Below are 23012 nucleotides of genomic sequence, written 5' to 3'. Positions count from 1 at the left end.
ACTAAAACTTAGAAATTTGATCAACGTATTCCGGATGATCAATGAACGGATTGCGATTGCCTTGAATTCTTTCAATGGCATTGTTGCGCTCTACTTCTGCTTGGTCTACGGGATCAAGCTTGTTCCAGCGGCGCAGGGTTGCTTCCTGTGCAGCTGGGATTGGGAAGTCGTAGCGAACCGCGAAGTAGAAGATCGCTCTGGCAACATTGCCTTTGTGTTTTACAGGTGGTTCAAACACCAGCTCACGTTCGCTGCCGCTGCCCAGTTTGGATTCTGTGTCGATGTCATGTCTTTCTTCATCAAAACACTTCGGTATGTTTTTAATTGTGCCCACGTCCCCAAATGCGAAATTGCCGCGCATGGAATTGGCTCTGGAATCAGACGGGTAAAGGTGGTGCAGGTCTGCTTTGCCGACATTGAAATAGTGTCGTCCTTTGAACCAGGATTGAGCGACTGTGTGTTCAACGTTGATGATCGTGGAAGCAGGTTCTTTTCCTGGGCCGACGCCGTTTCCGAGATGGGTTTTGCCATAAGGTGTGGAGCAATAGACTTCATCGATGGCATAAGAGCCGTCGGTCATTCGTATCAGAGCGACGTTGCCAAGCAGTTCTACTTGGGCTTTGTCGTAAGAAATTGGATCGTGCTTGGAAGTGACTTCTTTTTTAAGATCGCCGCGAAGATCGGCTTTGGCTGCGATTGAAGTTAAAAGAAGTACAGATGACAACAATAATAATGAACGGCCCACAGTTCCCCCCTTGTAGACATTTCACGAGTATCAAAGGGGTGCGGACGTTTCAATCTTGAAAGGTTGGATGTCTTCGTGCGGCGAGCTATCTAAACGAATTCCTGACAAAAGAGTTAAGTCATTATGATCTTGAAATATATGAGGTTTCGTATTGTCGTAAGTCGTAATGTGGTTCAGGTTGCGCTCTCACATGCATTAAATAGTAGGGAGCCTGCCTCATGCGTTCTTTTCTCATTGCGGTTGTTATTTTCTTTGCGACAACCTTCGCCCATGCAGAAACTTTCGTGGAATTTATCGTCGTCGGCAAGGTATGGCCCGAGCACAAATGGGGTCATGTTTCCTTGCGTGTGAAAGATGCAGAAACAGACCTGGTTTTTGATTTTGGTCGTTATGGTCGAATGTGGGGCCTGTTTAATTCACAGGGTGAAGCTATTTTGCGTGTCTGGAAAAATGCACGCAGCCATCTGGATGCGCAACGTGAAGGAGGCCCGGTTATTCGTGCGATTCGCTTTCAGGCAACCTCTGCCCAGGCGCAGAGTGTGTTAAAGTATTTCGAAGGTCTCTCGGGTGCGAAGCTTTACCATCGTTCTGCAGATGCGGATTGGTACCATATCAGCAGCACGGTTTTTCATCCCATTAATAATAACTGTGTCACTATGGCGATCAGAGGGTTTATGAGGGGTTTACCCGCTATAAACGTCAATCGCAGCTCTTATGCAAGGGGTGATGGGCTTTACATGTGGGCTCGTGGTAAAGCCAGAGGTACGGCTTATAACTCTTCAACAAAAACCTGGAAGCATATCTGGTGGCCCCAGGATCTTTTGACGCTATTGCAGAGAGAATACGTGGCAAAGGGGCTGGCTGCCCAGAAGGCTTACTGAGTCGGACCTAATACTGCGTTACGAAGTTTTCTTGTAGAGTCGATACAGGTCTGTGGGCACACCCAAGAGTTCGATTCTGCGATCCAATTTAAAACCCAATTTTTCTGTTAGTTTTTTTGAAGGAAGATTGTCGGGTGTAATTGTCGCTGTGATTTGATCAAGAGATAACGTGTTAAACCCATAATCAATCAGAGCTTTTGCCAGTTCTTTGCCATAGCCTTTTCCTTGGGCGGAGGACTTAAACCTGTAGGTAATGTCCGTCAGTGCCTCTCCAGCATAGCTCCACGGAGTCAGGCCTCCCATGCCGATGATCTTTCCGCTTTGTTTTTCGATGACAGCGAATTTGGATGTGTTCTTTCTGATCCATTGAAGGGCGGATTCGACACTTGTTTGGCGGTAGTCTGTAATCGTAAAAAGAGTGAACCCCGAATCCATGGAAAGATCAAAAAAGTCTGAAGCCATATCTTCGGTCCATTTTTTAATTATGAGACTTTCCGTGGTCATCATGATGCACATCCTTTAGGCAGCTCTCTATTTTTTATTTATTCTGCTTAAAGATCTCGTCGATATTGGCGTGAAGCTTTGAGGTCAGACTTTCCATCAGCGTCTTCGTGAAATCCTCAAGGGTGTCAGCGGATTCAAAGTTTTCTTCAAGCAGTTCCGCCTCGGCAGTCAGTTGTTCAGAAGTATTGACTGGCAGGGGCTGGTTTTTTGGATCTTGAGGCTGAGACATAATTGCTCCTGAAGCGAAAAAAGCCTTTTGATTTCTCAAAAGGCTTTGAATAAAAACAATCTTTAGGAACTACTTCGGCAGCGCCGAAGTGCAGGCGGCCATTTTTCCCAGCCAAAGGCTGGAGAGAAAAATGGTCGGGGAGATAGGATTCGAACCTACGACCCTCTGGTCCCAAACCAGATGCGCTACCAGACTGCGCTACTCCCCGACAGAGTCAGAAAACTACATAATCCCTAGGCCTCTTGTCAAACTACTAGATTCTAACGCGTAATATTAGTACCCTTTTTTTCATGGAAAACTTTCTGAACTCTTTGCCGAAGCCTGTTCTTGCCATTTTGGTCCTGGTGGTTGCCATCATTGCCTTCATGATCATGAGCCCGCCTCACTCAGTTTGCGACACCCAGGCTGAAGCTTTCAAGGAGTTGCAAAAAGGCAACATCTTCCCAACAGACTACAAGAAATCGAAAATTCCGCCGACCATCGTGCGCGCCAAAGAGGCCTGCCAGCTCGGGAACAGTGCGGGGTCTTGCTATGAGTACTTCACAATCTTGCGTGAGGTGGCGGAAGGTGTCGGCAAATCCTCTGCCGAATGTACCTCCCAGTTGTATGGGATTAATGAAGTTCGTTCCAACTTGAATGATGGGATTGAATTGATGGCGCGTTTGGCCTGGGGAACCAAGCCTCCAGAAATGGGGCTTGAGCGTTTTGGATGGATGCAAGATGCCGAGATCGCGATCTTCTGTCGTCTGAAGAACATCTATACTCGGGCCAATGGGGAAGAGGCGTGGACGAACTTCCGTAAAAAAGTTTATGAAAAGTTCCCGGGCGAAGAACTGCCGCCGTCCGCGGATCCGGCTCTGGTGGCTGTCGAGCCTCGTAAGGCCACGCAGGTTCTTTCAGAGCAGGATATCTGGAATCGCAGCTTGTTCTCGGTCCGTTGCGAAGTCTATTAAAGCGACACCACCTCCAGGGACTTCCAGCGAGGTTTTTTGTCGCGGTATTCAAGTTCTCCGTACATAGCAAATTGTTCGTCCTGGGTGTTTAGAAGCAGGTAACCCAGGGCCTGGATCTTTTGCAGGCTCCATTCGGCCGGATTCAGGCCGAAGGTTTTCAGTTCCGTTTGCAGTTTCAAAAGTCTCAATTCGTTGGTTTCCATTTAAGCCCCCTTAAAAGGTTTCGTTGTTCGAGTAACCCCTATTGCAAGGCGGTGGCCGGACGGTTCGGGCTTCAAATCAAAATAAACGGGTGCTGGGCGTGCTTACCCCTTGAGTTGTCTGGTGGGGTGGACTAGCTTCTTGGATATGAGACGAAATGCTTTTCTTGGATATCTAATAGCGGAAGTGATTGTGATCCTGGCGGTGATGGCCCTGTTCAGGGGGGTCCCGGATCGCCAGATCGCGGCGACCTTGGCGGGGATTCTTTTTGTGCTGCTGCCAGTCATTATGATGGTGGTCGAATACCGCCGGGCGGAACTCAGCCAGTTTGTCTGGTTTGTGGTTGTGATGCAGTTCTGGACCCTGTTTGCGTTACCTATATTAGGTATCCGTTTGATGAACTGGGGCGTGCCGTTTGAGCAACTGTCTTTTATCGGAATTCCGGGCCCGGTGCTGCATCAGTGGTCGAGTAAAAGTTACATGCTGATGATGGCGGCGACGGTCTGGAGCTGGTGGAAAGTCAGCCGGGAAAAGGTTTAAAACGCAAAAAAGCCGGTTTTCACACCGGCTTTTTTGTCTTCCCAAGCAGGAAATCAGTTCTCTTGTTCGCTTCGGATTAGATCTCGAAAGGAACTGGAGAGATTGCTTCTGCTCTGTGGAATGTATCGTAAGAGTCAGAACCAGATGGCAATAGAGCCAAGTTACGGGATTTCTTAACTGCTGCTGCTACTCTTTTTTGTTGAGCAACGGACAATTTAGAGATTCTGGATGGAGTGATTTTACCACCGTCACCGATGAAACGAGTCAAAGATGCTGGATCTTTGTAATCGAATACGTGGTCACCAGAGAATTCCTGACGGTATTTGCTACGAGTTGTCTTTTTCATTACTATCCTACTTTCGATTTCCTGTTGGTTAGCGAGTTCTTGTGTATACGAGAAAAAAGAGTTGCCATCAAGTGTCTTTTTACTTTATATGGTTGTTTCTTGTTTTTCGCGCCGTTAGGCGCCAACCCAGACTTGTAGCTAGTTTTAAGGCATCCGAAGGGGTGCCCTATGTAAGAGAGCCAGAGGAGCTTAGAATGAGCAAATGTGAAGTAACCGGAAAAGGTCCAGTTGTTAAAAACTTGGTATCCCACTCCAACATTAAAACAAAATCAACTGCTCTACCAAATGTTCAGAAAAAACGCATCTTTAGCCGCGTTTTGAACCAAATGGTAAGACTTTCAATCGCAGCTAGTGCTATCCGTGATATGGAGCACGTAGGTGGTTTTGATAATTTCATCCTTAATCAAGACGACTCCAAGCTTTCTAAAAGAGCTTTGACCGTTAAGATGAGAATCAAAAAGAAAATTTCTTCTAAGAACTAATTAAGGTTGGCCACAATGAAATTGAAAATCAAAAAAGGCGCGACAGTTCAAGTTATCACAGGCTCTGACAAAGGTAAGAAGGGCACTGTTATCGCTGTAGACGCTAACGCTATGAAAATCCAGGTTCAAGGTGTGAAAGTACAAACACACTACGACAAAAAAGATGGTCTTTTGAAAAAAGAAGGCTTCATCGACTACTCCAACGTGAAGTTGGTAGAAGCTGCTTCCAAAGAGAAGAAGACTTCCAAAAAGGCTGCTAAGTCTAAGTCCGCTTAGTCTATAAGTCCGGTTGTCAGTTAAAGGTCAACCGGGCAAAGTTTGCCTAAGACAAAGTCTAAATTTGGTCCTTAAGGCGATCTCTTCGTTTTAGTCTCTTACATAGCTGCGTAAAATCTAAGTTGGGTTTAGAAACATTAATTTCGCCCCACTTGTTAAAAGAGGAGAGCAGCTTGAAACAGGACCAAATCTCTAAAGCAAAAAACATAAAAGCACTGTTGTCGGCATCGATCACAGTGCTTTTTTTTTCGTCTTTCAGTCACGCGGCTGAATTAGGGGAGTCTCTTGTTCTGTGCAAACATAACAAGACGGTTCGCACTCTGCGTGTTGAGATTGGTGCAGACCAAATCTGCCGCGCGATCTACACAAAACAAGGTGTGGATGAAACCATCGGCTCTGGACAAAATCATCAGTCCTGCCATGACTTCGTAACAAATGTGCGAAAAAATCTGGAAGAAGCCAAATGGAACTGCCGCGAAGTCAAAGAAGCGCGCACTTCCAATGTTCTGATTAACAGCGAAGAGTAAGAGGTCCCCTGATGAGCTCAGAGTTGGTTGTCGCAGCAGTGCAAATGACTTCGGTCGATGATGTAACAACCAACGTGGCTCAGATGGAAGAGCTCTTGAAGGAGACCTTCAAAACCGCGCAACCGCGCTTTGTTTCCTTTCCTGAAAACTGCCTTTATTTGCGTCTGAAAGAGGGCGAAAAGATCGAGGGGCTTACTCTCAGTCACCCGGCCTTTGCCCGTCTTTCCGAACTGGCCAAACACTACAATACTTATCTGCATCTGGGCTCGATCCCTCTGTATCTGGAGGGGCATCTTTATAATTCCTCGGCGCTGATCACTCCGGAAGGGGAGGTTCAGCCGACTTATCAGAAAATGCATCTGTTCGACATTCAGTTGGAAGGGCAACAGCCTATCCGCGAATCCGATGTGTTCCGTCACGGTCAGACCCCGCATGTGATCGACATCGATGGCTGGAAGGTCGGCGAGGCCATTTGTTATGATGTGCGCTTTGCGGAACTGTTTTCGCAGTACGCCCGTCGCGAAGTCGATGTGATTCTGCTGCCGGCGGCATTCCTGGTGAAAACCGGCGAGGCCCACTGGGAAATCCTGCTCAGAGCCCGTGCGATTGAGAATCAATCTTATGTGATCGCAGCCGCCCAAGGCGGCACTCATACAGGTCTTCGCGGGGGCACCCGGGAAACCTATGGTCACAGTCTGATTATCGACCCTTGGGGGGCCGTGGTAGGCCAAGTTGAAAAGCGCCAGCCTGGGGTGACGATCGCTAAATTCACACGCGAGCGGATTGAATCTGTTCGACGCCAAATACCGATGAAGTTCCACCGCAGACTGCCGGTGGGTTGAGCTTTTACCCCCGAAAAACATGGGCTGGGCCGCGCCAGAGTTCTGGACTGAAAACCAGAATTCCTGCACTATTTCTAATGACAACTTTCTCAGTTAGCTTTTAATATGCGCGCGAAGCGCGGAAGACAGGAGCGGGTTATGATCCGAGTTTTCTTATGTTTGTTTCTGCTATCCTCAGTAGGTGTTCCATTTGCGCACGCGCAAGACACCACCGAGCCTCAGTACGATGAGGCCCGTGAGGCAGAGATTGCGATGAAGGCCAAGAAGCGTCTTTATCCTGGCGGACGGGATGAAGAGGAACTGAAGGTTCAGTCCCAACTGGCCACTCCGGCGCGCAAGCTGGCTCCACAGGCGGAAGTCAAAGACGAGCCGATGGAAGAATAGGGGAAGCCAGCCCCCGGGTTTCGAGTTTTTGTATTGAATTGAATGGAGAGAATATGTCTGTATACGATCAACTGCCAGAAGGTGTAACACGCGAAACGATGGACGTCGATGTCCTGATCGTCGGTGGTGGTTCCGCGGGCTTGTCCTGCGCTTTGCATCTGCAAAATCAAATTCAAAAACACAACGAAGACGTTGCTGCTGGTAAAAAGCAGGGCGAACAAATCCCGGAACAGATGATCGTTGTTCTGGAAAAAGCTTCGGAGGTGGGCGCGCACAGTTTCTCGGGCGCGGTTTTGAATCCGAAGGCTTTGACTGAACTTATTCCCAACTTCAAAGAAGAAGGCTGCCCGATTGACTCTGAAGTCAAAAAAGATGCGGTTTACTATCTGGGTTCTGACTTCTCTTTCAAGCTGCCAATCACGCCTCCGCCGTTCCACAACGAAGGCAATTACATTATCTCTTTGAGCAAGTTCAACCGCTGGTTGGGCACTAAGTGTGAAGAAAAAGGCATCAACATCTTCCCGGGCTTTGCGGCAGTTGAGGCGCTTTATGAAGGCGACAAGATCGTCGGCGTTCGCACTGGCGACAAAGGCCGCGACAAACATGGCAATCCAAAAGCGAACTTCGAGCCGGGTCTGATTTTGAAATCCAAAGTCGTGATCTTTGCCGAAGGGACTCGTGGTTCCCTGTTCCGCCAGGTTGAAAAGAAGCTGGATCTGCGCGCCGGTAAAAACAAAGAAGTCTTCGAAGAAGGCGTGAAAGAAATCATCCAGATGCCTCCGGGTACGGTGGAAGCCGGCCAGGTTATCCATACCATGGGCTTCCCTCTGTCCAAATCCATCGGTGGTACTTTCATTTACACCCTTCCAGGGGACAAGATCATCGTGGGCCTTGTGGCTTACCTTGATACTCAGGATCCGTTGCTGGATCCACACCGTGAACTGCAAAAGCTGAAAACCCATCCGTTCCTGCAAAGCATGCTTAAAGGCGGCAAAGTCATCGCCTACGGCGGTAAGACCCTGCCTGCGGGCGGCTGGTATTCCATGCCGAAGCTTTACGGTAACGGCTTTATGGTCTGCGGTGACTCTGCCAGCATGGTGGACGTGCAGAAGCTTAAAGGGATCCATTTGGCGATGAAATCCGGCATGCAGGCGGCGGAAGCCGTCGTTGACGGCTTGATCAAGGGTGGCGATTTCTCTGAGGAAGTGACCAAGGGGTATTCTGACCGTATTGAAGCCGGCTTCGTAAAAGAAGAGCTTTACCGCGTTCGTAACTTCCACCAGGCCTTGAGCAAGGGCATCGTGGAAAGCATGCCTCTGTTGGCCCTGCAAGAGCTGACGGGCGGTCGCGGTCTGCAGGACCCAATGCCGATTGACCATATCGACGCTGAAACCACCGAAAAAGTCCTGGATATCTGGGGCCCTTATGGCCTGGATCACGAAGACAACAAGCTTCCGAAGCCGGATGGCGAGCTGTTCTTTGATAAGCTTTCCAGTGTTTACCTGACCGGGACCATGCATGACGAGGACTCCCCAAACCACCTTATTTTGAAGGACGGGGACATCTGCCGTACCGTATGTGAGCCTCAGTACAAATCACCATGTAATCATTTCTGCCCGGCGGCGGTTTATGAGATGGTGCCGTCTACAAAAGAGGCAGGTAAGAAGGACTTACAAATCAATTATACCAACTGTATTCACTGCAAAACTTGTGATATTAAGTGCCCATTCGAAAACATCGAGTGGACCGTTCCTGAAGGGGGCGGTGGACCACAATACCGCGAAACATAGGAAGCCTGGCGTTCGGACTGGGCTTTCTTAACAAAGGAAAGGCTCAGTCCCATGCCTCAGTTTTTTGCCTCCACAGCCCGTGGACTTGTTGAACCCCTGGAACTTGAATTGAAAGAGCTTGGCCTGAAGGTCACAGACCGTTACATCGGTGGTGTGTTCTTCGAAAGCAACTGGGAAGGCTGCTATAAAGCGAACCTTCACTCCCGTTTGGCCAGCCGTATTCTGAAGCCTGTCCTTGATTTCACGGCTTATCAGCCGGAAGAACTGTACAGTCAGATTCTTCGCCACGATTTCACCAAATACATCAAGCCGAATCAGACCATCTCCATCGACGCCAGCGTCAATGAATCCAAAATGCGTGACCAGCGTTTTGTGGCGATGAAAGTCAAAGACGCTATCGTGGATCAGTTCCGCGAAAAATTCGGCGTGCGCCCGGATGTTGATAACACCAATCCGGACCTGCGCATTCACGTGCGTGCGATCAAAAACCAGTTCAACGTCGCGATCGACACCTCCGGTGACAGCTTGTTCAAACGTGGTTACCGCAAAGAAGTTGGCGATGCTCCGCTGAAAGAAAACCTGGCTGCCGGTCTGCTGCGCTTGTCCGAGTGGGATCGTCAAAGCCCACTGGTGGACTTTATGTGCGGTTCCGGAACATTCCTGATTGAGGCGGCGATGATGTCTTTGAACATTGCCCCTGGTATCAACCGCAAAGGTTTTGGTTTCCAGAACTGGTTGAACTATGAAGAAGAGACGTGGGAAAAGGTTGTTCAGGAAGCCATGGACGCGGAAAAAGAAGAACTTGATTTCAAGTTCTATGGCTTTGATATCGACAAACGCGTTTTGATGAATGCGAAAGACAATGCCAAGCGTGCGGGTGTTGATCAGGTGATCGAATTCAAAAAAGAATCTGTGGCAACTGTCGAGCCACCGGTTGAAAAAGGTCTTATTATTGTGAATCCGCCCTACGGCGCGCGTATCGGTGATGAGGACAATCTGCGTGACGTGTACCGTGACTTGAGCTTCACCATGAAGCACAGATTCAAGGGCTGGGACGCGTGGATCCTTTCCGGTAACAAAGAGCTGATCGCTGATTTGAAACTGAAATCCACACGCAAGCACTTCGTGTTTAACGGAAACATCGAATGCCGCTTCCTTAAGTACTCCATGTTCTAAGGAATAAAGGGGGGGATATGAAACTGCTTTTGGCTGTGATGATGCTTATGCCGGTTTCGGCGATGGCGGGACTGACGTCCAAGGATGTCTATCAGAAAATCGACTGCCGTCTTTTGAATGACGGCGTGGTTCTGAAAGAGCATTCCGAATACATGATGAACGTTAAAACCGATATTGGTTATGCGAAATTTTCGCAGATCCAGTTCGGGGATGCCGAGCTGAAGATTCAATATCAGCTTTTCATCGAGGACGACATCAGCGGAGCGATTCCGGAGTCCCTGATCTTTTTGCAGAACCTGATGATTGGTGAAACAGAGTCTTCTGTGGAAATATCCGGTCAGAAGGTTTCCTGGGTGAAGTCGACACTGAAGGGTTTCACTGTTCAGTGTGAGCTGGCTGAACCGATTCAGTAGATTGTTTGAATTTTTGCAGTACGTTTAATTGGAGTAAAAGATGAAAAAATTGATGTTGGCGATGGCAGCACCCTTGTTGTTCTCTGTTCCTTCCTTGGCGGCTAAGAAGTTTTCCTGTCAGGGGCTGACGGAAGAGCAGGTTCCGGTGTCCGTCACGATTTCCGTTGATGTGAATGACTATGCCGAAGTGAATTTTTCCAGTGCAGACTTTGAAAACAGTTGGGTGGGTGAGCACACTCGCCTGTACCGCACTATTGGCGGCATGACGAAGCTGACCACGGCTTTGGGCGACCGCACAGAGTACTTTGTTAAACTGGAAGTGGCCGACAACGGTGAGGGCACTCTGGAGTATGAAGAGAATGATTCCGGCTGGGAATACTTCGCTTCAGCCCGCGTTCAGTGCACTCGTCAGTAGAAAATAAAAAAACCGAGGTTCATCACCTCGGTTTTTTGTTTTTAAGGCCTGTGATTTAATTAGAACGGTTTGTTGATCGCAAAGATCGCTGCCGTGGTTCCCAGAACCAAAAGCAGGATGGTGATCGGCCATCCGATATAGCCTTTTCTTTTGATCAAAGAAACCGCCAGACCCAAAAGCATCCAGATGATCAATTTGCCGTACAACCAGCCTGGCATAGCGGCCATGATACCCAATTTAGCCATCATCCCGAAGCCACCAATCAAAAGCAGCATCAAACCCACCCCGTGAGTCACAAACGTCATGATGCGGGCTTGTTTGGTCAAAGTCACTTTTGCATAGTTGGCAACCAGCAGACCGCCCAATCCGAAGAACAGGGTCATCAAACCCAGGAAGTGCATGATTTTATAAAACTGATATGTCATTGAGGGATCTCCTTGTTATTCGTCTTTCAGACCCAGATGTTTAATCACGCGGGATACGTCTTTGCGCAGGCGCGTGAGGTGGGTTTTGTTGGTCAGGGTTTTCAGGGCGTCACGCAGGGGCTCCAACGGGTAGCCGCCGTACTGGCCAGGCTCTGTCAGGTTGTAAGTCACAGCACCACGGCCGGCGATCACAATGCGGTCGCCGACTGTGATATGGTCAGAAACCGCCACTTCGCCGCCGAACATGCAGTTGTTTCCGATTTTGCTGGAACCGGCAATGCTGAATTTTGCCGCCATCACGTTGTTTTCGCCGATAATCACATTGTGGGCAATGTGACAGAAGTTATCCATCTTGGTGCCGTTGCCGATGCGGGTTTCAGTCAAAGCAGCGCGGTCGACGGCGCAGTTTGCACCCAGCTCGACGTTGTTGCCGATAACCACGCGGCCGATCTGCGGGATCTTTTTCTGAGTTCCGTCTTTTTGCATCGCAAAGGCGAAGCCGTCCGAACCAATGGTGGTGTGCGGGTGGATTTCACAATGAGATCCTAAAACGCAGTGGGACCCCACAAAAACATGGGGATGCAAAAGGGTGTGGTCACCGATTTCTGCAAAGGATTCCACCACGGTGTGGGCTCCGATGGTGGCGCCATCACCGATCTTGGCGTGTTCGCCGATGACCACATAAGGACCCAGGCCCACGTTTTTACCCAGATGCGCAGTTTCGTGAACGATCGCCGTCGGGTGGATTTTGGTCGCCTGGTTGAAGCGGTTCATCTTGCCGTCAAACAGCGGAAGGATCGCGGCCATTCCCAGTTGGATAGAGCCTGCAGTGAAGAACGCCGCTTTGCTGTCGGTCGGAACTGTCAGGGATTTGTGAGCCACGATAATCGGGGCCTGGGCTTTCAGTGCCAGGGCCAGTTGATCGGGCTTGGACACAAATACCAGGCTTTCAGAATCGCACTGTTCAGGGGGAAGGACCTTCGAAGCTACGGCGGAAAGTGAGCCGGAGACGAAGTTCAAATCGGAAGAATTTAACTCTTTAATGACTTCTGCTGTGATCATAGTGATGCCTCGCGCTAACACTTTACTATTATTTTTTTGATGTCAAGACACTGGGTGATAGTATAAAGCTGCTTATATAGACACTTTTTGATTCTTTCTCACCTTTAATTTTGGAGAGGAAACGCGATGGCAAAAAAGGCAGCGAAAAAGGAAGCACCTGCGGCAAAGAAAACGGCGAAGCCTGTGGCGAAAAAAGCCCCGGCTAAGGCAGCCCCTGCGAAGGCGGCAAAACCTGCCAAGCCGGCTGCGAAACCTGCTGCTAAGCCTGTGGCAAAAGCTGCTCCGAAGCCAGTTGCAAAACCGGCAAAGGAAGTGAAGGCAGCCAAAGCTCCTGTTAAAAAAGAAGCTCCAGCCCCGGTAAAACCAGTCAAAGCGGAAAAGCCGGCTCCGGCTCCGAAAGCTGTGAAAGCTGAAAAAGCTGCGAAGGCGGAAAAGCCCGAGAGAAAACTGAAGCTGGTTGAAGAGGCTGCGGCAGTTGAAGTCGAAGCTCCGAAAAAAGAAAAAAAGGTCAAAATCGACAAAACCGGAATGTCAGACGATCAGGTGAAATGGCACGAGCTTCATGAGAAGTACAAGGCCATGAAAGCCCCGAACTACAGCATTTCTGGTCAATTTGAGGCAAAAACTCCGCTACAGCATAAGATCTTTGGCTGGGGTTTCATCCTTTCCAATGAATATGATCGTTTGGAAGTCCTTTTTGAGGACGGAAAACGCATGCTGATCAGCAATAGAAAGCTGTCTTAAGTTAATCCAAATCTCATGTTTCGGGGTGCGATGGGCAGAAAACTATTGCAAGGCCCCGGAAACTGACCTAGAAATTTATCTGCATGGCAAAAGACGATTTGGTACAAATTGACGGAAAAGTGATCGACGCCCTGGCGGGTGGTCTATACAAAATTGAACTTGATAATAAAGTTATCATTAACGCAAAGCTTTGCGGAAAAATGAGACGCTTTAATATCCGCGTGGTTGTTGGTGACCGTGTGAGCGTAGGGGTATCTCCTTACGACCCATCTCACGGCTTGATCCAATTCCGTCACAAATAATACCGATTTAATATCTTCTAACATTTCCAATTAAATCTAGAGGTTCTATGGATCAGGCTCTTCAGAGTTATTTGGCTCGTATTGCTCCAACCGTTACCGCAAAGTCAGCACAGGCTGTGATCGAACTTGCGGCAGAAGGGGCAACCGTTCCGTTCATCGCACGTTACCGTAAAGAGAAAACCGGCAATTTGGACGAGGTTCAAATCCGCGCGGTTATCGAAGGTCACGAAACTTACAACGAAATCGTCAAACGTAAGGCGTTCCTGATTAAAGAAATCGGCGAACAAAACAACCTGACGGCAGAAATCCAGAAGCGCATCGAGCTTTCCTGGGATCTGGGCGAGTTGGAAGAAATCTACAAACCATTCAAAAAGAAAAAGAAAACCAAAGCGACCATCGCACGCGAAGCGGGCCTGGAACCTTTGGCAAACTGGATCTGGGATATGGGCCATGGCACGATCAAAGACGATCAGACCATGGAGATGAAGGCGAAGAACTTCCTCAATCCAACTGCAAAAATCAACACCTACGAAGAAGCGCTTAAAGGCGCGCAGGACATCCTGGTCGAAAAAGTGGCCAATGATGCCGACCTTCGTGCGATGGTGGCGAAAAACTACAACGACAGCGGTCGTGTGGTGGCCAAGGCGGCCAAAGGCTACAAAGCAAACTCCAAGTACGAAATGTACAAGGAATTTGAAGAGCCGGTTAAAAACCTTCTGGATGCAAAAAACAATCACCGCTATCTGGCGATGAGACGTGGCTGGCAGGAAGAAGAGCTGACCGTTGACGTTAAAGGCGACGACGAAGCTATTTTGAAATCCTATGAAAACTTCGCGACGTCCACTCCGGACAATGCGATCGGCGACTATCTGAAACAGTGTGCTCGTCTGGCATTGAACGTTTATGTTCTTCCTTCTGTTGTGAACGAAGTTCACCGTCAGTTGAAAGAAAAAGCGGATCAGGATGCGATCACGGTCTTTGCTGAAAACGTGCGTAAGCTTTTGCTGGCTTCCCCGTACGGACCAAAATGTGTCTTGGGCGTGGATCCAGGTTTGAGAACAGGCTGTAAAGTGGCTCTGATCGACAAATCCGGTGCCTTTATTTCCCACACGGTTCTTTACACTTTGGGTGACGATGCTGACAGAAAAGCCAAAGTTCTGTTCGGTGACGTGATGAAGCAGATCCAGATCGAGGCGATTGCTGTCGGTAACGGAACTGCCGGTCGTGAGACCGAAGCCTTCCTGAAGAAAGTTCTGAAAGACCTGGGTAAAAACATCCCGGTTGTGATGGTGTCTGAGTCCGGAGCTTCCGTGTACTCAGCTTCTGAAGTGGCTCGTGAAGAGTTCCCGGATCTGGATGTGACGGTAAAAGGTGCGATCTCTATCGCGCGCCGTTTGCAGGATCCGTTGGCCGAGCTGGTTAAAGTTGATCCAAAATCCATCGGCGTTGGTCAGTACCAGCACGATGTGAATCAGTCCCAGTTGAAAAAATCCCTGGAAGCAGTGGTTGAGTCCTGCGTGAATAACGTGGGTGTTGACGTGAACACGGCTTCAGCAGCGCTTCTTTCCCACGTGGCGGGTATCGGTCCGGCACTGGCGAAGGGTATCGTAGAGGCTCGTAAGAAAGCCCTGTTCAACGACCGTACTGAGCTTTTGAAAGTTCCCAAGTTCTCTGCAAAAGTTTTCGAACAGGCAGCAGGTTTCTTGAGAATCCCGCAAAGTAAACAGGTTCTGGATTCCACCGGTATTCACCCTGAGCGTTACCAGGCGGTGACGGACATGGCGAAAGACCTGGGTGTGTCTTTGTCTGATGTTATCGGTGAAGGCGCGAAAAAACTGGCTTCCCAAAGAACCAAATGGGCGCAACTGGTGGGTGAGTTCACCTTTGATGACATCGTTAAAGAGCTTGAAAAGCCAGGCCGCGATCCGCGTGATCCGTTCAAGGTATTCCAGTTCCGTGATGACATCATGGAAGTGAAGGATCTGACGGAAGGTATGATCTGCCCGGGTATCGTGACGAATGTGACTAACTTTGGCGCGTTCGTGGATATCGGTGTTCACCAGGATGGTCTGGTGCATATCTCTGCATTGTCTCACAAGTTCGTGGATGACCCTCGTAAAGTGGTAAACCCAGGTGACCATGTGACAGTGAAGGTTCTGAAAGTGGATGTGGTTAAAAACCAGATCTCTTTGACGATGAAAATGGACGATGCTCCGGAAGCCTCTGCACCTCGTGGTGAAAGACGTCCGGAAAACCGTGGTGCTTCCCGCCCAATGGGTCAGGGGCAGCGTCCGCCGGCAGGCAAACCTGCTCAGGCTCCAATGAAACCTGCAAACCCGTTTAACAACCCGTTTGCAGCTTTGATGAATGTTCCGACAAATAAGAAATAATAAGGAGAACTAAAATGGCAGCAAAAGGTAAATCCAGAAAAGGTATCCGTCACAGAAAAAAACGCATCTTGACCAAGAAGCGTATGTACAGAGCGAAAATCCGCAAGTAATTCGCTTTCAAGTTTGAAAATAAAAAACCCACAACTTTAACCGGTTGTGGGTTTTGTTTTTTAAGGAAAGAGTGAAACCCAAGCCTTTAAGGCTTCGTCGTCTGCGCCGCCTGCTGAAGCAGCAGCAGATCCCTGTACGTGAAGATGCGGTCTTCGCGGGTCGTCTTCAAATCATGATCGGTGACGTTGGCATAGGAAGCCGCGAAGATACTGGCCCCCAGATCCTTGCCCTTCATTTCAATCGTGCGTGAGGCAAAGCGGATGCCGCCTTCACGCAGCGCTGTCAGGCTGGTGAAGCGGGCCGCCGCCACCGTCGGCAGATTCGACAGCGTTGCCACAAGGCTTGTTTCTATTGCCAGCAACGTGTTACCCACGCTCTGTCCGGCAAAGAACAGCGCCAATGTCGAATACATCACGCGGGCTTCGGACGTTTTCAAAGCCGTGTGGCTTTGGGCTCCGGTCAGCCACAGGGCGAAGTTGTCGCGCATGCGGTGATAGTCATCGTAAAGCTGCTTGCCGGTGATGGCTGCGGCGGTGCCTCCGCAGGCTAAGGATACCGGCCATGCCTGAAGAACTGCTGCCACCAGAGAACATGTGGAAAGAGCGGCCAGTTTGATGCTTGGTGAGTTTCTTTCAATCCATGCTTTCAGACCCACGGCGTGCTTTTGCTGGCGCAGCAGGTTTTCGATGATGATTTTACTTTGCGGATTTTCCTCCACGATGCTTTTTACGATCGGTTCATACACCAGAAAACTTTCCAGCGGATTTTTCTGGGTGTCATAAAGTTCACCCAAAGCCTTGTTCACGCGCTCGATGTATTTCCCCAAAGCCACGGCGATTTCCTGATCCGGGGCCTTGTCGGTTTTCATGTAGATCACAAACGGCACCTGATGAATGATCAGCAGGGCCTGCATGTTGTAAAACTGCGTGGCGGTGGAAAGTTCGTTTTGAATGATATAGCCTTCCAGGTTCACATACGGACTTTTTGGTTTGTCCTTGAACATCGCGGCGGCTTTATCGGAAATTGCGCGATAGTCTTCCTGATACAGGCGACGGATCAGTTTCATTTCTGTCTGATCCTTGTCGAATCTTCTTTCATACTGCACAAATGGCAGGGTCATGCCGATGCGGGCCGCGGATGCTGAAGTCATCAGGCTTTGTGCGTTTGCCAGACCCACCAGCAGGCGGTATTCCTCGGATTTTTGTTTGATGGCGTTGCGGATCAGCGGCAGTTTTTCTTTTACTTCCGCATCACACAAAGTAACAAAAGCAAAACAGCGGCGCAGTTTTTCGGCTTCCAGCTTTTGCTTTTCCACCAGCTCGATGGTTTTGGTTTTAATATCGATCAAGACGGCTTCTTCCGCTGCCGTGAAAGACGGAGAAGAGGCGGCTTGCGCCGAGGCCGAAGCGACCAGCAGGAGAGTCAGTAATACAGCAGAAACGTTCATGACTTAAATTTCCTCAAAGAAAGGAAGCGGAAGGCCGTCTTTGCCCTCCGTTGTTCCCATCAGTTTTAGTTTTGGTATTTTAATTTTATTGCGATCCTTGATCGTGACCTTCAGGAAGGTCCATTCTCCACCAGTCCAGTGGTAACCACCACGGAACAAGCTGGTGTTCACGCCGGGAATCTGGCGCAACCACTGGCGCAGGGGCATTTGCGTTCCGTCTTTTCTCATGACCATGCTGTCAGATCCGAAGCCGCCGTATTCTTTCCCCGTGTACAGATAAATCTCGCCTTTGTTGGACAGGGATTCCAGATAGCGGCCCAGCACAACGTCCGGGGCGAAAGAGGACATAAAGTCCCCGTGATAGTCGGTGATCAGTTTCACATCGCGCACGTCTTTCAGAAGGCCTGAATCCGCGACAGGGGTGTAGTTGATTTTATCGGTGTTGATGCGCGAAGCTCTCCAGCGAATAAACTTTTGCGCCAGCCCAACAAACACGGACGTGCCGCTATAGTCATAGTCTTTGGATTTCATCCCGGCAAAGACCTGGGCACCGACTTCGGAGGAATTCACCCAGCGGTCTTCGCGTTTCAGGCCCTTGATGCTGGCAATCAGCGGATGGCGCAGTTCGCCGCCGCGGAAGGCATCCAGGAACTCGGTGGCTGTGATGTTTTTGCTTCTTTCGCGGAAGGTGGCGCGGGCTTTTTGCTGCAAAGAAGCGTGGTTGGAAAGACCCTGATTGGCGACTTCTTTAAAGGACATCACCGGCGGTGCGCCTTCCTTAAAGTGAATCATTTCAACGGCAGGCACTTGGGCGTTTTCATCGGTCTTGGTGATTTTGATGGTCCACATCTCGTAATGAGTGCCATCGTCCTCTTTCGGGGTTTTTACAAGTTCAGCGCGAATACCGGGAATCGTTTCTAGCCACTGGCCCAAATTCAGAACTTCGCCTTTGGCCGTGATCACCTTGTTGAATTCACCATAAAGTTCATGACGGGCCCCGAGGAAGATGAAGATTTCTCCGTCGGGCTTAAGGTTGTTCAGATACTTTTGCATCACCTGATGAGGCTGGCCGGAATAGGCCAGGGGGCCGAAGACATCGGTGATCAGATCGCTTTTGGCGATTTCTTTGTCGGCAATGGTTTCAAGGAACCGGCCGGAAATCACATTCAGGCGTTCCGCAGATTTGGCGGAGGTTTCATAGGCGACAACAGTGGACTTCAGATTTTGGCCTTCCGGGGACTGCAGCGCCTGGCGGACCGCGAAGGCATGGCCCGCTCCGGAATCAAACCAGTGACCGTCCTGCTTTTGCAGAACGCGGGACAGGGACTGGGTAAAGTCCTTTCCCAGAACAATCTTGTAAGTTTCAAGACCACGACCTTTGGTGAAAAGCTGTTCATATTTCGTCAGGTTTTCAAAGGCGCGGGGATCGTTTTTCTCGACCTTGGCAAAAGTGAATATGCCTTCACAACGGGCCGCAACCGACGCCTGTGCCGCAAAAGGCAGCGCCGTTGTCAAAAGGCTCGACAAGCTCAAGACGGCTAGCGTTGTTTTAATGCTCATAATCACTCCTGCGTCAGAGGTATTTCAAGCATCGTTCCATTTGGCCCCATAATATCGAAGGGATCATAAGATGATACCGGATCAGTTCTTCAGGCCTCTGACGCGACCTCCGGGGATTTCCCCTTGGGAGGGGGCAAGACTTGAGCTATCCTTTGAAGATCTTAAGGAGGCCCTATGATTATTCAACCTCACATTCTGTCCAAGGCTCTGGATGCGGCTCTGAGCACGGGTGCTGATTTCGCTGATATCTTTGTTGAAGACACTTATTCTTCCCAACTGACCGTTCTGAATTCCAAAGCCGACCAGGCCATTGTGGGCCAGTTGTACGGCGCAGGGATCCGTCTGTTCTTCGGCCATGAGATTGTCTATGTGACAACGAATGATCTTTCAGAAGCCGGCCTGGTGAAGGCGGCGTTGAACGCAGCTCAAAGCCGTGGCACGGGTGCGGCCTCCAAATCCATGCCGCTGATGCAGGTGCCTTTTGATTCTGTTCACACCTTTGGTGAAAAACCGTGGGAGATGAACCGCGACCGCAAGTTCAAGTGGTTGAACGGCATTGATCAGCATGCCCGGGCCCGCAACTCGGCGGTGACGCAAGTTGAAGCGGGTTTGAATGAAAAGTTCCAGCGTGTGCAAATCGCCAACTCTCGCGGTTTGATGGCATATGATGAACGTGCCTATTCCCGTATCCGCATGCAGACCTTCGTTGAAAGCAACGGCGTGAAAGAAAGCTCCGCCGACGATGAAGGCCACATGGGGACTTCGGAAGTTTATGATCAGATTGATTTGAAAGCTCTGGCAGAGGGTGCTGTGGACCGTGCGATGTTGCTGACCACTGCGGCTTATGCACCAGCCGGGGACATGCCGGTATTGATCGACAATGCCTTTGGCGGTGTATTGTTCCACGAAGCTTGTGGTCACGGTCTGGAAACGACCGGTGTGGCCAAGGATTCTTCCGTGTTCTGCGGCAAGATGAATCAGAAAATCGCGCATGAATGTGTGACGGCGATTGATGATGGCACCATCGAAAATGGATGGGGCTCTTTGAATATGGATGACGAGGGCAACAAGACCAAGAAAACAACCTTGATTGAAAACGGTATTTTGAAATCCTATATCGTGGATGAAATGGGCTCCCGTCAGACCGGTTATGAAATCACCGGCAGCGGTCGCCGTCAGTCTTACAAGTTTGCTCCTGCGTCCCGCATGAGAAACACTTTCATCGCGGCCGGGAAAGACAAGTTCGAAGACATGGTTCGCGATGTGGATTACGGCCTTTATGCAAAACGCATGGGTGGCGGCTCGGTGAACCCGGGCACAGGTGATTACAACTTCCAGGTGGCGGAAGGTTACATCATCCGCAATGGCCGTATTGAAGAAGCGGTGAAGGGTGCCTGCCTGATCGGTCGTGGTATCGATACGCTGGGTAAGATCACAAAAGTTTCTGATGATCTGAAACTGGCGCGCGGTATGTGCGGATCTGTCAGCGGAACAATTCCGGCGGCCGTGGGTCAGCCTCAAGTTCTGGTTTCCAGCCTGATGGTTGGTGGGAGAGCAAAATAATGGACACTATTAAAACGAACTTCCAAAAAATCGCAGACCAGGCCCGTAAAGACGGTGCCAAAGTCGAAATGCTTGTTTCCGGCGGAGAAGCACTGAGCATTGGTTATTCCAAACGCAAGCTGGAGTCTTTCGAATCCACCCAGTCGCAAATGGCGGGCTTGCGTGTGATTCTGGGGGCCAATCAGGGTTATGCATACACTGAAAACCTTTCAGAAGAATCCTTGCTGCGCACTTACGGAGAGGCTTTGAATAATGCCAAAACCGTTCAGACGGGTGAAAGCAAGCCGGTGGATCTGGTGAAACCTCAGGCTGTGAAAGCCATGCCGGAACTTTTCAAGCCAGAGGAAATTTCCATGGACCGCAAACTGGAAGTGGCAAGGCTTCTTGAAGAGAAGTGTCTGGCTAAAGATGCGCGTGTGGCGAATGTTCCATACTCGGGCTTTAACGAGTCAGTCAGCTTCAAACGCATCTTGAATTCAGAGGGGCTGGATCAGGAGTTCAAGCAGAACTATTACTCTGGATACACTTATCCTTTGGCCAAAGAAGGGGAGTCCTCCAAAATGGATGGCGAAGGTTTCTTTGCCCGTAAGTTTGAGGACATCAATGCCACGGAAGTGGCTGAAGAAGGTGTGCGAAAAGCGATTGCCCGCCTGGGGGCGACAAAGCTTCAGACGGGGAACTATGCTGTGGTGATTGATCGCGAACAGTTCTCGACAGTTTTGCAGATGATTTATGATTATTTCTCTGCCAAAGAAGTGCATGAAGGAAAGTCCCTGTTCAAGGGTAAGCTGGGTCAGAAAATTGCCAGCGACAAGTTTGAGCTGTTGGATGATCCTTTTGAAACTCGCGGCACTTCAGTTCGTCCCTTTGACGATGAAGGGGCGCCTTCGCAGAAAACCGTGTTGTTTGAAAAGGGTGTTTTGAAGAACTACCTGTCCAACCTGGAGTATGCCAATAAAATGAATCTTCCCCACACGGCGCACGCTCGTCGCAGCCCGGCTTCCCAGCAGGCGATTGCGCCGACAAATCTTGTTGTGGCTCGTGGGGAAAAGTCTTTGCAGGATTTGCTGTCTTCTTATGACAAGGTCATTCATCTGGCCAGTTTTGAAGGCGGACTTCATGCGGGCTTTAAGCAGTCGACCGGGGATTTCTCGATGCCGGCAGAAGGGTTCTTGTATGAAAATGGCAAGAACATGGGGCCGATTGAACAGTTTGTGATGTCTGGAAACGTGCTGGAGCTTCTTCGTGACATCGAAGCGGTGGGCCGTGACTATAACAAGCCGGGTAATTCCTTTATCTGTCCTGATGTTTTGATCAAGTCTTTGAGTTTTGCGGGAGCCTAGGCATGAAAAAGTTCGCACTTATTACAATGTTGTTGTTTCAGATGGTGGTAAGTGCGGGCTGCTCCAGCCTGTTTGGTTATTCCGAAGAACCCAAGGTTCAGTTGAATCAGGTGTATTTGCGTGATGCGGACTTTACCGGGGCGACACTGATCTTTGTGGTTAATGTGCAAAATCCAAACAAGAGCGATATCAAAGTCAAAGAGATCGCTTACAAGGTTTTTATCTCGGGTAAAGAGCTGACCGAAGCCAAGACCGAAAAGCCGATTCTGGTTCCGGCCAATGCTGCCACCGACATTGAAGTTCCATTGCCAGTCAAATACACAGCGATCCTGGGTAATTTGGGGGACATACTGACGGCTCGTGAAGTGGCCTATCGTATTGATGGCAGCGCGAAGACGGGCTTCTTCAGCATTCCATTTTCCAAAGAAGGCAAGGTCGAGCTTCGTTAAGATTTCTTGCTAGGCCTTCGCGTGACTTTCTAAAATCGCTTTTGCTATTTCAGTGAAACCCAACCCACCTCGGTCCTTGGAGACATAGGTGGGTTTGTTTTTTATCTGATCGATAAAGTTCTGGATGTTGGCTACGGCAAAGCTGTGCGGGAAGTAAGCAAACATCGGCTCGTCATTCGGGGAATCGCCGCTGAAGCCACAGACTTTTTTCGCCTCTTCCGCGCTGACACCAAATTCCCTTTCCAAGAACCTAAGGGACATCGTCAGTTTGTCATAGCTTCCGAACCACCCATTGACGTGGATCGAGCTGACTTTGGCCTGCGCCCCCACGGCATGGAACAGGTCCACGATCTTTTGCACTTCGGATTTTGGCAGGGGTGGGACGTCCTCGCAGAAATCAATGGCCAGATCCATCAAGCGGCAGAACTGGTCGCTGGCCAGATCGCAGCCGGGGACCTTTTGCAGCCTTTTGCAGAATTTCTTTTTCAAGTTGCTGAAGTTTTGTGCGATTTTCTTTTTGGATATTTTCATCAAAGAAGAAATGACGGTGCATTTTCTTTCCATGATAGCGGAAATAAAACCCGCCATTTTCGCCAACGATCCCACTGACCGGCCAGACGCGGGCGATCATTTCACACCAGCCGGCAGGGCGGCCTGTGACGGGAATCACATGGATTCCGGCATCATGCAGGTTCCACAATGCTTGATAAGCCTCCGGACCCAAATGTCCTTCGTCAGTCAAAGTGTCGTCGATATCAGTCAGCAGAAAGCGCAAAGGGCTGGAGAATTCAGAGGCATTTTTCATTTCTGCAGTATATCTGTTGATCTTGCGAAGGTCTAAGTTGATATGGCTCGTCAAAATTTAGACTTGCACGGGCGGGCATTCGCCTTCATGTTTTGTCTATTATATAG

At 49.7% G+C, this 23012-nt stretch carries 27 protein-coding genes, 1 tRNA gene and 1 pseudogene; 18 read left to right on the top strand and 11 right to left on the bottom strand.

Annotation, left to right across the window (positions count from 1 at the left end; all coding sequences use genetic code 11):
- Position 1: 1 nt before the first annotated feature.
- Positions 2–745, bottom strand: a complete 744-nt coding sequence (locus B9G79_RS13895; protein ID WP_088566045.1) for an endonuclease I family protein — start codon at positions 743–745, stop codon at positions 2–4.
- Positions 746–963: 218 nt separating this feature from the next.
- On the opposite strand from B9G79_RS13895, the gene B9G79_RS13890 reads away from it, so the two are divergent.
- The gene (locus B9G79_RS13890; protein WP_088566044.1) at positions 964–1626 is read left to right on the top strand and encodes a hypothetical protein; all 663 of its coding nucleotides are present in this window, start codon (positions 964–966) and stop codon (positions 1624–1626) included.
- Between the two features lie 18 nt (positions 1627–1644).
- Here the strand turns inward: B9G79_RS13890 and B9G79_RS13885 are convergent, their stop codons facing one another.
- From B9G79_RS13885 to B9G79_RS13875, 3 genes are all read right to left on the bottom strand, one after another.
- The gene (locus B9G79_RS13885) at positions 1645–2133 is read right to left on the bottom strand and encodes a GNAT family N-acetyltransferase (protein WP_157678786.1); all 489 of its coding nucleotides are present in this window, start codon (positions 2131–2133) and stop codon (positions 1645–1647) included.
- 31 nt (positions 2134–2164) lie between these two features.
- Positions 2165–2359, bottom strand: coding sequence for a hypothetical protein (locus tag B9G79_RS13880; RefSeq protein ID WP_088566042.1), 195 nt, complete (start codon positions 2357–2359; stop codon positions 2165–2167).
- A 131-nt stretch (positions 2360–2490) separates the two neighbouring features.
- Positions 2491–2567 (bottom strand) — tRNA-Pro (locus tag B9G79_RS13875).
- Between the two features lie 82 nt (positions 2568–2649).
- On the opposite strand from B9G79_RS13875, the gene B9G79_RS13870 reads away from it, so the two are divergent.
- On the top strand, positions 2650–3312 hold the full coding sequence (locus B9G79_RS13870; protein WP_088566041.1) for a hypothetical protein: 663 nt from the start codon (positions 2650–2652) through the stop codon (positions 3310–3312).
- Here the strand turns inward: B9G79_RS13870 and B9G79_RS13865 are convergent.
- A complete protein-coding gene (locus B9G79_RS13865; RefSeq protein WP_088566040.1) occupies positions 3309–3515 on the bottom strand; it encodes a hypothetical protein in 207 nt (68 codons plus the stop codon). The genes B9G79_RS13870 and B9G79_RS13865 overlap by 4 nt on opposite strands.
- Before the next feature lie 145 nt (positions 3516–3660).
- Between B9G79_RS13865 and B9G79_RS13860 the strand changes: the two genes are divergently transcribed.
- Entirely contained in the window at positions 3661–4053 is a 393-nt protein-coding gene (locus B9G79_RS13860; protein WP_232468696.1) for a hypothetical protein, read from the top strand.
- Between the two features lie 76 nt (positions 4054–4129).
- On the opposite strand, the gene rpsR is transcribed toward B9G79_RS13860, so the two are convergent.
- Positions 4130–4399, bottom strand: coding sequence for a 30S ribosomal protein S18 (gene rpsR / locus B9G79_RS13855; RefSeq protein ID WP_011163482.1), 270 nt, complete (start codon positions 4397–4399; stop codon positions 4130–4132).
- A 194-nt stretch (positions 4400–4593) separates the two neighbouring features.
- Here rpsR and rpmB point away from each other — a divergent pair, with 194 nt between their 5' ends.
- The 9 genes from rpmB (at position 4594) to B9G79_RS13810 (ending at position 10704) form a co-directional block, all read left to right on the top strand.
- Positions 4594–4881, top strand: coding sequence for a 50S ribosomal protein L28 (rpmB, locus tag B9G79_RS13850; protein WP_041577024.1), 288 nt, complete (start codon positions 4594–4596; stop codon positions 4879–4881).
- A gap of 15 nt (positions 4882–4896) precedes the next feature.
- Entirely contained in the window at positions 4897–5157 is a 261-nt protein-coding gene (locus tag B9G79_RS13845; protein ID WP_088566038.1) for a KOW motif-containing protein, read from the top strand.
- A 173-nt stretch (positions 5158–5330) separates the two neighbouring features.
- Positions 5331–5684 (top strand): hypothetical protein, encoded by a 354-nt coding sequence (locus tag B9G79_RS13840; RefSeq protein ID WP_088566037.1) that lies wholly within the window; start codon positions 5331–5333, stop codon positions 5682–5684.
- 11 nt (positions 5685–5695) lie between these two features.
- Positions 5696–6526, top strand: a complete 831-nt coding sequence (locus B9G79_RS13835; RefSeq protein ID WP_088566036.1) for a carbon-nitrogen hydrolase family protein — start codon at positions 5696–5698, stop codon at positions 6524–6526.
- Between the two features lie 138 nt (positions 6527–6664).
- Positions 6665–6910 carry a hypothetical protein gene (locus tag B9G79_RS13830; RefSeq protein ID WP_088566035.1) on the top strand — a complete coding sequence of 82 codons (246 nt, stop codon included), beginning with the start codon at positions 6665–6667 and terminating at the stop codon, positions 6908–6910.
- A 53-nt stretch (positions 6911–6963) separates the two neighbouring features.
- Positions 6964–8700, top strand: coding sequence for an electron transfer flavoprotein-ubiquinone oxidoreductase (locus B9G79_RS13825; protein WP_088566034.1), 1737 nt, complete (start codon positions 6964–6966; stop codon positions 8698–8700).
- Between the two features lie 51 nt (positions 8701–8751).
- Positions 8752–9876, top strand: coding sequence for a THUMP domain-containing class I SAM-dependent RNA methyltransferase (locus tag B9G79_RS13820; RefSeq protein WP_088566033.1), 1125 nt, complete (start codon positions 8752–8754; stop codon positions 9874–9876).
- Positions 9877–9893: 17 nt separating this feature from the next.
- On the top strand, positions 9894–10289 hold the full coding sequence (locus B9G79_RS13815) for a branched-chain amino acid aminotransferase (RefSeq protein WP_088566032.1): 396 nt from the start codon (positions 9894–9896) through the stop codon (positions 10287–10289).
- Positions 10290–10329: 40 nt separating this feature from the next.
- Complete coding sequence (locus B9G79_RS13810) at positions 10330–10704, top strand: polyketide synthase (protein WP_088566031.1); 375 nt, start codon at positions 10330–10332, stop codon at positions 10702–10704.
- A 59-nt stretch (positions 10705–10763) separates the two neighbouring features.
- On the opposite strand, the gene B9G79_RS13805 is transcribed toward B9G79_RS13810, so the two are convergent.
- Positions 10764–11129 (bottom strand): hypothetical protein, encoded by a 366-nt coding sequence (locus B9G79_RS13805; RefSeq protein WP_088566030.1) that lies wholly within the window; start codon positions 11127–11129, stop codon positions 10764–10766.
- Positions 11130–11144: 15 nt separating this feature from the next.
- The gene (gene lpxD / locus B9G79_RS13800) at positions 11145–12191 is read right to left on the bottom strand and encodes a UDP-3-O-(3-hydroxymyristoyl)glucosamine N-acyltransferase (protein ID WP_088566029.1); all 1047 of its coding nucleotides are present in this window, start codon (positions 12189–12191) and stop codon (positions 11145–11147) included.
- 126 nt (positions 12192–12317) lie between these two features.
- On the opposite strand from lpxD, the gene B9G79_RS13795 reads away from it, so the two are divergent.
- The 3 genes from B9G79_RS13795 (at position 12318) to B9G79_RS13785 (ending at position 15627) form a co-directional block, all read left to right on the top strand.
- Complete coding sequence (locus tag B9G79_RS13795) at positions 12318–12935, top strand: hypothetical protein (protein ID WP_088566028.1); 618 nt, start codon at positions 12318–12320, stop codon at positions 12933–12935.
- 83 nt (positions 12936–13018) lie between these two features.
- The gene (gene infA / locus B9G79_RS13790; RefSeq protein WP_011163494.1) at positions 13019–13237 is read left to right on the top strand and encodes a translation initiation factor IF-1; all 219 of its coding nucleotides are present in this window, start codon (positions 13019–13021) and stop codon (positions 13235–13237) included.
- 47 nt (positions 13238–13284) lie between these two features.
- Entirely contained in the window at positions 13285–15627 is a 2343-nt protein-coding gene (locus tag B9G79_RS13785) for a helix-hairpin-helix domain-containing protein (RefSeq protein ID WP_088566027.1), read from the top strand.
- Positions 15628–15823: 196 nt separating this feature from the next.
- Here B9G79_RS13785 and B9G79_RS13780 read toward each other — a convergent pair whose 3' ends face one another.
- Both B9G79_RS13780 and B9G79_RS13775 read right to left on the bottom strand, forming a co-directional pair.
- The gene (locus tag B9G79_RS13780; protein WP_088566026.1) at positions 15824–17185 is read right to left on the bottom strand and encodes a hypothetical protein; all 1362 of its coding nucleotides are present in this window, start codon (positions 17183–17185) and stop codon (positions 15824–15826) included.
- A gap of 3 nt (positions 17186–17188) precedes the next feature.
- Complete coding sequence (locus tag B9G79_RS13775; RefSeq protein ID WP_232468694.1) at positions 17189–18745, bottom strand: hypothetical protein; 1557 nt, start codon at positions 18743–18745, stop codon at positions 17189–17191.
- A gap of 174 nt (positions 18746–18919) precedes the next feature.
- Between B9G79_RS13775 and B9G79_RS13770 the strand changes: the two genes are divergently transcribed.
- The 3 genes from B9G79_RS13770 to B9G79_RS13760 are packed head-to-tail and all read left to right on the top strand — an operon-like array spanning position 18920 to position 22100.
- Entirely contained in the window at positions 18920–20308 is a 1389-nt protein-coding gene (locus B9G79_RS13770) for a TldD/PmbA family protein (RefSeq protein WP_088566025.1), read from the top strand.
- Entirely contained in the window at positions 20308–21651 is a 1344-nt protein-coding gene (locus tag B9G79_RS13765) for a TldD/PmbA family protein (protein WP_088566024.1), read from the top strand. Before B9G79_RS13770 ends, B9G79_RS13765 begins: the two co-directional genes overlap by 1 nt.
- A gap of 2 nt (positions 21652–21653) precedes the next feature.
- The gene (locus B9G79_RS13760; protein ID WP_088566023.1) at positions 21654–22100 is read left to right on the top strand and encodes an LEA type 2 family protein; all 447 of its coding nucleotides are present in this window, start codon (positions 21654–21656) and stop codon (positions 22098–22100) included.
- 9 nt (positions 22101–22109) lie between these two features.
- On the opposite strand, the pseudogene B9G79_RS18600 reads toward B9G79_RS13760, so the two are convergent.
- A pseudogene (locus tag B9G79_RS18600) lies at positions 22110–22905 on the bottom strand (HAD family hydrolase).
- Between the last annotated feature and the right edge of the window lie 107 nt (positions 22906–23012).

This window comes from Bdellovibrio bacteriovorus, assembly GCF_002208115.1.
Taxonomy (GTDB): Bacteria; Bdellovibrionota; Bdellovibrionia; order Bdellovibrionales; family Bdellovibrionaceae; genus Bdellovibrio; species Bdellovibrio bacteriovorus_C.
The sequence above is the reverse complement of the archived record's forward strand: the minus strand, read 5'-3'. Positions and strand labels throughout refer to the sequence as shown.

What these genes read in the sequence shown, in the direction of transcription:
- B9G79_RS13890 (WP_088566044.1), top strand. Translation starts at nt 964, where the DNA reads ATGCGTTCTTTTCTCATTGCGGTTGTTATTTTCTTTGCGACAACCTTC.
- B9G79_RS13885 (WP_157678786.1), bottom strand. Translation starts at nt 2,133, where the DNA reads ATGATGACCACGGAAAGTCTCATAATTAAAAAATGGACCGAAGATATG.
- B9G79_RS13880 (WP_088566042.1), bottom strand. Translation starts at nt 2,359, where the DNA reads ATGTCTCAGCCTCAAGATCCAAAAAACCAGCCCCTGCCAGTCAATACT.
- B9G79_RS13870 (WP_088566041.1), top strand. Translation starts at nt 2,650, where the DNA reads ATGGAAAACTTTCTGAACTCTTTGCCGAAGCCTGTTCTTGCCATTTTG.
- B9G79_RS13865 (WP_088566040.1), bottom strand. Translation starts at nt 3,515, where the DNA reads ATGGAAACCAACGAATTGAGACTTTTGAAACTGCAAACGGAACTGAAA.
- B9G79_RS13860 (WP_232468696.1), top strand. Translation starts at nt 3,661, where the DNA reads ATGAGACGAAATGCTTTTCTTGGATATCTAATAGCGGAAGTGATTGTG.
- rpsR (WP_011163482.1), bottom strand. Translation starts at nt 4,399, where the DNA reads ATGAAAAAGACAACTCGTAGCAAATACCGTCAGGAATTCTCTGGTGAC.
- rpmB (WP_041577024.1), top strand. Translation starts at nt 4,594, where the DNA reads ATGAGCAAATGTGAAGTAACCGGAAAAGGTCCAGTTGTTAAAAACTTG.
- B9G79_RS13845 (WP_088566038.1), top strand. Translation starts at nt 4,897, where the DNA reads ATGAAATTGAAAATCAAAAAAGGCGCGACAGTTCAAGTTATCACAGGC.
- B9G79_RS13835 (WP_088566036.1), top strand. Translation starts at nt 5,696, where the DNA reads ATGAGCTCAGAGTTGGTTGTCGCAGCAGTGCAAATGACTTCGGTCGAT.
- B9G79_RS13830 (WP_088566035.1), top strand. Translation starts at nt 6,665, where the DNA reads ATGATCCGAGTTTTCTTATGTTTGTTTCTGCTATCCTCAGTAGGTGTT.
- B9G79_RS13825 (WP_088566034.1), top strand. Translation starts at nt 6,964, where the DNA reads ATGTCTGTATACGATCAACTGCCAGAAGGTGTAACACGCGAAACGATG.
- B9G79_RS13820 (WP_088566033.1), top strand. Translation starts at nt 8,752, where the DNA reads ATGCCTCAGTTTTTTGCCTCCACAGCCCGTGGACTTGTTGAACCCCTG.
- B9G79_RS13815 (WP_088566032.1), top strand. Translation starts at nt 9,894, where the DNA reads ATGAAACTGCTTTTGGCTGTGATGATGCTTATGCCGGTTTCGGCGATG.
- B9G79_RS13810 (WP_088566031.1), top strand. Translation starts at nt 10,330, where the DNA reads ATGAAAAAATTGATGTTGGCGATGGCAGCACCCTTGTTGTTCTCTGTT.
- B9G79_RS13805 (WP_088566030.1), bottom strand. Translation starts at nt 11,129, where the DNA reads ATGACATATCAGTTTTATAAAATCATGCACTTCCTGGGTTTGATGACC.
- lpxD (WP_088566029.1), bottom strand. Translation starts at nt 12,191, where the DNA reads ATGATCACAGCAGAAGTCATTAAAGAGTTAAATTCTTCCGATTTGAAC.
- B9G79_RS13795 (WP_088566028.1), top strand. Translation starts at nt 12,318, where the DNA reads ATGGCAAAAAAGGCAGCGAAAAAGGAAGCACCTGCGGCAAAGAAAACG.
- infA (WP_011163494.1), top strand. Translation starts at nt 13,019, where the DNA reads ATGGCAAAAGACGATTTGGTACAAATTGACGGAAAAGTGATCGACGCC.
- B9G79_RS13785 (WP_088566027.1), top strand. Translation starts at nt 13,285, where the DNA reads ATGGATCAGGCTCTTCAGAGTTATTTGGCTCGTATTGCTCCAACCGTT.
- B9G79_RS13780 (WP_088566026.1), bottom strand. Translation starts at nt 17,185, where the DNA reads ATGAACGTTTCTGCTGTATTACTGACTCTCCTGCTGGTCGCTTCGGCC.
- B9G79_RS13775 (WP_232468694.1), bottom strand. Translation starts at nt 18,745, where the DNA reads ATGAGCATTAAAACAACGCTAGCCGTCTTGAGCTTGTCGAGCCTTTTG.
- B9G79_RS13770 (WP_088566025.1), top strand. Translation starts at nt 18,920, where the DNA reads ATGATTATTCAACCTCACATTCTGTCCAAGGCTCTGGATGCGGCTCTG.
- B9G79_RS13765 (WP_088566024.1), top strand. Translation starts at nt 20,308, where the DNA reads ATGGACACTATTAAAACGAACTTCCAAAAAATCGCAGACCAGGCCCGT.
- B9G79_RS13760 (WP_088566023.1), top strand. Translation starts at nt 21,654, where the DNA reads ATGAAAAAGTTCGCACTTATTACAATGTTGTTGTTTCAGATGGTGGTA.